Below are 6341 nucleotides of genomic sequence, written 5' to 3' on the forward strand. Positions count from 1 at the left end.
CTGTCCCATGGAAGGATAGATCTGCCTTTTGTTGAAGCTGTTTTTTCGCCAAATAAAATTAAAAAAGCCGACTCAGAAATATTGAATCGGCTTTATAATTTAAATACCTAAATTGGAATTAGTTTCCGGAAACACTGCCGCCCGATGAAGTTTCTTTATCAACGTCTTTAGGATTTCCTTCATAATCAACAGCTCCACCACTGCTGGCTTTAGCCGTTAATTTATCGGTAACATTTACATCGATATTGGCTCCGCTGCTAACTTTTGCAATTGCATTAACGGTTTTAAGTTCATTGGCATTAATTGAACTTCCACTGCTTGCGTTTGCTGAAAACGTTTCGCTTTTCCCAAAAACAGTAATCGTAGAACCGCTTGATGATTGACTTATAATTTCACGGGCATTCGTGCGAATTTTAATATAACTCCCGCTGCTTGATTCAAGATTTAATGATGTTGTTTGTATCGTATTTTCAGATTTTACCGAAGCCCCACTAGAAGTGTTTATTTTCGAAATATTTTCAGCTGTTAAATATACATTTCGGGCTTTTGCTTGATTTACATTTTTTTCGAAATAAATATTAAGTTCATTATTTTTTACTTCTGTAATTAATAAATCCATGATATTCTCATCGGCTTCAACGTTTATATCCGTTTGATTACCTTGTGTTAAATATAAATTAATTCCCTGTTTCACATTAATTATTTCAAAATCAGAGCTAATTGAGCGGTCTTCTGACATAACATTTCCGTTTCCTTTAACCCCAATAATATGGTTAAAGACGCATGATGTTGTTGTGAATAACAGTGCCAGATAAATTGTAATTAAAATGGTAATTCTCACTAAAGTTCTCATTGTTTGGTTGTTTTTATATCAAAAAGTATTTTAAATCAGTTGAAATTCTTTCGAATCTTATGGCAGAACTGAAATTATTCAATCTTAACGCCATTTTCATCAATAGTAACTTCCGCTTTTTTACTGCCGTCGTTTACTTTTAGTTCAACTCCTTTTTTATCAATTTTTAATTTAAAATTTTCGTTGTTACTTTTAAAATCATCACCAAATATACTTGGATCGCAGTCTAAACACTCCAATCCGTTTTCTGTCATTTTGAAATAATGTTTAGGCATATCTCCATCATAAATATTTTGCACATTATCCACATCATTTAAAAATGTTTGTGTTGAAGCATCTAGATAAACTACTGAATTAGTTGGCAAATAAACCGTAATGTCAATTACCTGATCTTTGAATTTATTTTTCAAATCGGATAAAAAGTATCCGTTTAGCAGGAGGTTTTTCTCAGTGATACTGAATTTATATTCAATGGATTCTGCATCTTTATTCGCATTTAAGCGATTTTTACCATCTGATTCCTTTCTGATTTTAACAAATGCAGTTTCTTTATCAGTAGATTTTAGGTCGACGTTAATTCTTGTTGAATATAATTTTTCCAAATCATTATCATATACAGTTTCATAGTTATAACTCCTTCTCAACTCTTTTTTGTTTGATAGGTTATCATTGCCTATCATTTTAATGGTTAAGGTATCCAATGTAACTATTGGCAAATCTTCGGTTTGATTGTGAACACCATCATAAGCGTTTTGTGTTGCAAAATTAATTCCGGCAAAACTTAAGCCGAGTATGGCTATAATCCAAACACCTAAAAGCGATAATTTTGTGGTGGTGCTAAATGATTTCACATTGCTTGAAAGTATTTTTAAACCCAGCATAAACAATATAACAAAGGGAATTGCGATGGCTAAAAATCCGAATATAATTAAGAGCCACAGAGGAAATACGGAATCAAAAAAGAACGGAGGGTAGTGCATAAAATTATGGTCAAATGCTAACATTTCAAAACTGCCCCATGAAAATGCTCCAATTATCAGTGCTATTAATGTTGCAGCAGCGATAAAAATTAATAACGCCCCAATAAATTTTCCAAATATTTTGAATATGGCCAAAATAATTTTGCCAAGTGTGTCAATTACTTCTTGTATGCCGGTTTTTGCTTTGTTTTTAAATTCTGAGCTTCTAACGGTATCAGTAACTTCATTTACGCCTGTTTTTACACGAGAAGAAACACCTTGAAACTCCTCTCTTATTTTACGTTCAATATTGCTGATATTTACAGGTTCCCCATTCATTTGTAATTTTTCGGCGGTAGTTTGAGCTTGAGGAATTAAGATCCACAAGATGATGTAAACTAGAAATCCGGTGCCGAAAAAGAAAAATAATACCAGCCATAATAAGCGCATCCAAATGACATCCATTCCAAAGTAATGTGCCAATCCCGAACAAACGCCTCCTAAAAATTTATCATCGCTGTCCCTGAATAATTTTTTTGATGAGGTGCTTTGCCTATATTTTGGTTCATCTTCAAAAAGTTCTTCATCTACAGAATAATCTTCAGGTCTCCCCATTATTTTGGTGATTTCATCAATGTCATTGTCATTTATGACTTGGCGCTCATTCTTAATTCTTTCCCCTAGCAATTCTCCAATTCTAAGTTCAATATCATTTAAGATTTCGTCTCTTCCTTGTGGATCATCACTTAAAGATCTTCTTATGGCATCTAAATAAAGTTTTAGTTTTTGATAGGCTAATTCATCAATATGAAAGAAGATACCTCCTAAATTTATGTTTATAGTCTTATTCATTTTATGTTGTTTTTTTGGTAGTTACTAAGTTTACTGCTTCTACAAGATCACTCCATGTAGTGTTTAATTCATTTAAAAATAATTGGCCGGTTTCAGTTAAGGCATAATATTTTCTTGGTGGTCCGGAGGTTGATTCTTCCCATCGATAGCTGAGCAAACCAACATTTTTTAACCTTGTTAATAAAGGATAAACGGTTCCTTCAACCACCAATAATTTTGCATCTTTCAGCTCCGATAAAATTTCAGAAGTATAAGCATCGCCACGTTGTAATATGGAAAGTATGCAATATTCTAAAACTCCTTTTCGCATTTGCGCTTTTGTGTTCTCTATCTTCATAAGTTGAAATTTTAATATGGCTATTTAATAAATTCTATGGTGAATGGATAATGGTAATATTCTCCATTATTTGCTTTTATGCTTGCCGAAATAATGGTAACAATAATGAGAATAAATGCAGGAATAATTCCTAATATAACTGCTATTAATCCTAGGCCAAGCGTAAATATGGTTAGCGGTATAATTAACAACGCCAATAAAAAGCAGTAGAGCATTAAACTCAGCTGAAAATTTACGGCTGCTTTCCCGTGTATATCAATATAAGTGCTTTCACCTTTTTTTGCCGACCATAATATCAATGGCACAATGATATTTCCGAAAGGGAAAAGCCATCCTGCAAAACTGCTTAAGTGAGTAATGGAACTGTAATTTTTATCATTTTGAGTGACCATAATTTTATGATTTTTATATTCTTACACAAAGATATGCATTTAATATAGTATTATGCAAAGCACAGTACTGTATTTTAACATAAATTTAACATAAATTATTTTCAGTTTTGCTGACGATTGGTTGTTTAAAAAATGGTTTATTGCATAACTATTCACATATTCGGTGTGATTTTATAAATGAAATACATCAAATCTTTAATACAATATTTAAAAATTCACTTGGTATAATATATATCACTCTTTTTTCATAAATTGCCGAAAATTAAATTTTATGAGCGTTACTGCAAAACAAATGAATCGTTTCCTGATTTTTAAATTGCCATCGGCTTTTTTATGTGGAGTTCGGTTAAAAGAACTCGAAAACTCGAAAACGATTGTTACAGTGACACATCGATGGATCAACCAAAACCCATTTAATTCTATGTATTTTGCGGTACAGTCTATGGCTGCAGAACTTACTACAGGTGCTTTGGTAATTAAGAAAATTAAAGAAAGCGGCAAGCAAATTTCTATGTTGGTCACCAATCATCATGGGACTTTCACAAAAAAGGCAGTTGGAAAAATTACTTTTACTTGTACAGATGGCTACTTGCTTGATGAAGCTTTAAAAAGAACCATTGAAACTGGAGAAGGACAAACCATTTTGATGAAATCTGTTGGAATAAACGAAAATAGCGAACAGGTTTCTGCCTATGAATTTGAATGGAGCGTCAAGTTAAAATCGAAGAAATAAATAAAAAGCACAAATTAATAAATAAAAAATAGCGCTTTATTAAGCGCTATTTTTTATTTAAACCTCTAAAGATTCCAATTCTTTATAGTTTCTATCTAATTTTTTTAGCAAAATTCCATAAATAATTCGGTAATAAAGCCATAAAAGCCCACACATTACCAACAAAACTGCTATTTGAACAAAAATATAATATTCAAAAAATTTATCACTGTCTAAATTGGTGCTTTCAGGCATCAGGTTTTCTATTAAAATATCAGAATGCGAAAACATAACAACATTCAAAACAATTGATAATAATATGTATAAAATGATATTGTAATATACATAGTAATTAACTGTTTTGCGCGTTTTTAAAATATTTTTCATCAGTAAATTGGTGTTGTCAACTACTGAAATGGCTTTGTAATTTTTATAAAACAGGTAGATAAAGAAAATGACCACGACGTAGTGCAAAATCTGAGTTATCGTTAGAAACATTTTTAAATTAAATTTTTCGTATATGGCAAAGGCACTATCAGGTATAAATAAATTGAGCATTCCCCAAAACAAAAATTCAGCGATACAAATAATAAAAATCCACTTTACAATCGAAGAAGATTTTTTATGAATCAATTTATATATTTCGTTATACGATAATTTTGGAAAATCGGCTTCCTGCTTCTTCCAATCCTTTTTTAAGAATTCTAATTCATCCATCATTTAAGGATTTAGTATTGTTTTTAAACGCGTTTTAATTCTATTCATTCGCACACGTGCATTTACTTCTGAAATACCCATTGTTTCGGCTATTTCTTTATAATTTATTTCTTCCAGATATAGGAAAATTAATGCTTTGTCAATATCGGTTAATTGATGAATTGCTTTGTACATCAGTTTTAATTGCTCTTCTTCGGTATCGTCGTAACTTGTTGATTCAATCTTGTATAAAACCGAGTCAATGTCTTGTGTAACAATGCTCCGCTTCGATTTTCGGTACAAAGTAATGGCTGTATTCAACCCAATTCTATACATCCAGGTACTAAGTTTGGATTCTCCTCTAAATTTCGGATAAGCCTTCCAAAGCTGAATGGCAATTTCCTGAAATAAATCGTTGTGAGCGTCTTGATTAGACGTGTAAATTCTACATACTTTATGAACGATATTTTGATTTTGCTCAAATTCCAATATAAATTTATGCTCAAGTTCTTTATTCACAAGTTCCAATTATTTAGCAATTAATAAGTCTGTGTTTAATATAATTTGTTACAAGATTACGCAAGAAATAAAGAACAGGCATTTTAAAAGTAAAAATATTCGCCCAAACGCTAAAAATTAAAAAACAGAAAATAATACTTTTGGCGTTCCCGCTTAAAAAAAAGCGGTTGGGCTTTTCGCTATAATCTTTTTAACGGCGAAAAACCGCTAAAAAGGATTTCCTCTTCAATCCCTTACGCAAATTGAATTATGAATTACGCAAATAAACGGTTAAACAATTACACAGTTAAACGAATTAACTTCTCCTTTAAACTTCAATTTATTATTTTTCTTGCTTTTTAATGTCTTTAATAAATTTGTCCAGTTCCAAACCATATTTAGAGGTTTTAACTTTTTGCGAAAGCGAATTGTTAATAGTATCCAATAATTTTATATTGGCATTGTACAGTTCTGTTAACGCCAGGTAAGGAGCAACTTCATGTGCTGCATTGAGAACAGCAAAGTTGGTGGTGTAAAGGTATTTTCTTCTTATTAAGCTTTTTTCGTCTTTGGCAATTTTTGAAAGCAGCGCAGTGTCTTTAATCTTTTGGGCTTCAAATTTTTCAACAACCATATCTAATTTTTTTCCGTTAAATTGTTGAGCCATTGTATTATGCTCATCCAACAAACCTTGATTAACAGACCCTTTTATTTTAGCAGAAGTTGAAAACTTCGAAAGTTTGGAAGTAATTAAAATTTCGCCTTTTTCACCAAAAAAGGATATTCTTTCCCCAACCTGTTTATCCAATGTCAAAAAATAAATTTCCGGGCTTTCAACATCATCCTGAAGCAAAAAAGTAAGCTCTCCATTTAATTGGACGGAATCGACTGAAACAAGCACGGTATCTTTAATTTTTTGTAAATAAACCGTTCCTTTTTTTAAGCCATCAATAGTTCCTTTAACAACCATGTTTCCATTTTTGCTTTTATTACAAGAAATTAAAAGGGTAACAATAACAATAAAGCCAATTATTTTTTTCAT

8 protein-coding genes are annotated in these 6341 nt (G+C 31.5%); 1 reads left to right on the top strand and 7 read right to left on the bottom strand.

The features are described 5' to 3' along the window. Nucleotides 1–118: 118 nt before the first annotated feature. The 4 genes from ABY285_RS07705 to ABY285_RS07720 form a co-directional block, all read right to left on the bottom strand. A complete protein-coding gene (locus tag ABY285_RS07705; protein ID WP_372768714.1) occupies nt 119–853 on the bottom strand; it encodes a head GIN domain-containing protein in 735 nt (244 codons plus the stop codon). Between the two features lie 74 nt (nt 854–927). Continuing rightward, nucleotides 928–2664, bottom strand: coding sequence for a PspC domain-containing protein (locus tag ABY285_RS07710; protein ID WP_372768716.1), 1737 nt, complete (start codon nt 2662–2664; stop codon nt 928–930). A 1-nt stretch (nt 2665) separates the two neighbouring features. Next, nucleotides 2666–3001 carry a PadR family transcriptional regulator gene (locus ABY285_RS07715; RefSeq protein ID WP_372768717.1) on the bottom strand — a complete coding sequence of 112 codons (336 nt, stop codon included), beginning with the start codon at nt 2999–3001 and terminating at the stop codon, nt 2666–2668. Nucleotides 3002–3021: 20 nt separating this feature from the next. Further along, entirely contained in the window at nt 3022–3393 is a 372-nt protein-coding gene (locus ABY285_RS07720) for a DUF4870 domain-containing protein (RefSeq protein ID WP_372768719.1), read from the bottom strand. A 271-nt stretch (nt 3394–3664) separates the two neighbouring features. On the opposite strand from ABY285_RS07720, the gene ABY285_RS07725 reads away from it, so the two are divergent. Next, nucleotides 3665–4126, top strand: a complete 462-nt coding sequence (locus ABY285_RS07725; RefSeq protein ID WP_372768721.1) for a DUF4442 domain-containing protein — start codon at nt 3665–3667, stop codon at nt 4124–4126. A 57-nt stretch (nt 4127–4183) separates the two neighbouring features. On the opposite strand, the gene ABY285_RS07730 is transcribed toward ABY285_RS07725, so the two are convergent. The 3 genes from ABY285_RS07730 to ABY285_RS07740 form a co-directional block, all read right to left on the bottom strand. Next, nucleotides 4184–4822 (bottom strand): hypothetical protein, encoded by a 639-nt coding sequence (locus tag ABY285_RS07730; protein WP_372768723.1) that lies wholly within the window; start codon nt 4820–4822, stop codon nt 4184–4186. Nucleotides 4823–4825: 3 nt separating this feature from the next. Next, the gene (locus ABY285_RS07735; protein ID WP_372768725.1) at nt 4826–5320 is read right to left on the bottom strand and encodes an RNA polymerase sigma factor; all 495 of its coding nucleotides are present in this window, start codon (nt 5318–5320) and stop codon (nt 4826–4828) included. Between the two features lie 322 nt (nt 5321–5642). Beyond that, on the bottom strand, nt 5643–6341 hold a 699-nt coding region (locus tag ABY285_RS07740), incomplete at its 5' end, for a DUF4369 domain-containing protein (RefSeq protein ID WP_372768727.1).

The organism is Lutibacter sp. (genome assembly GCF_041555395.1).
Taxonomy (GTDB): Bacteria; Bacteroidota; Bacteroidia; order Flavobacteriales; family Flavobacteriaceae; genus Lutibacter.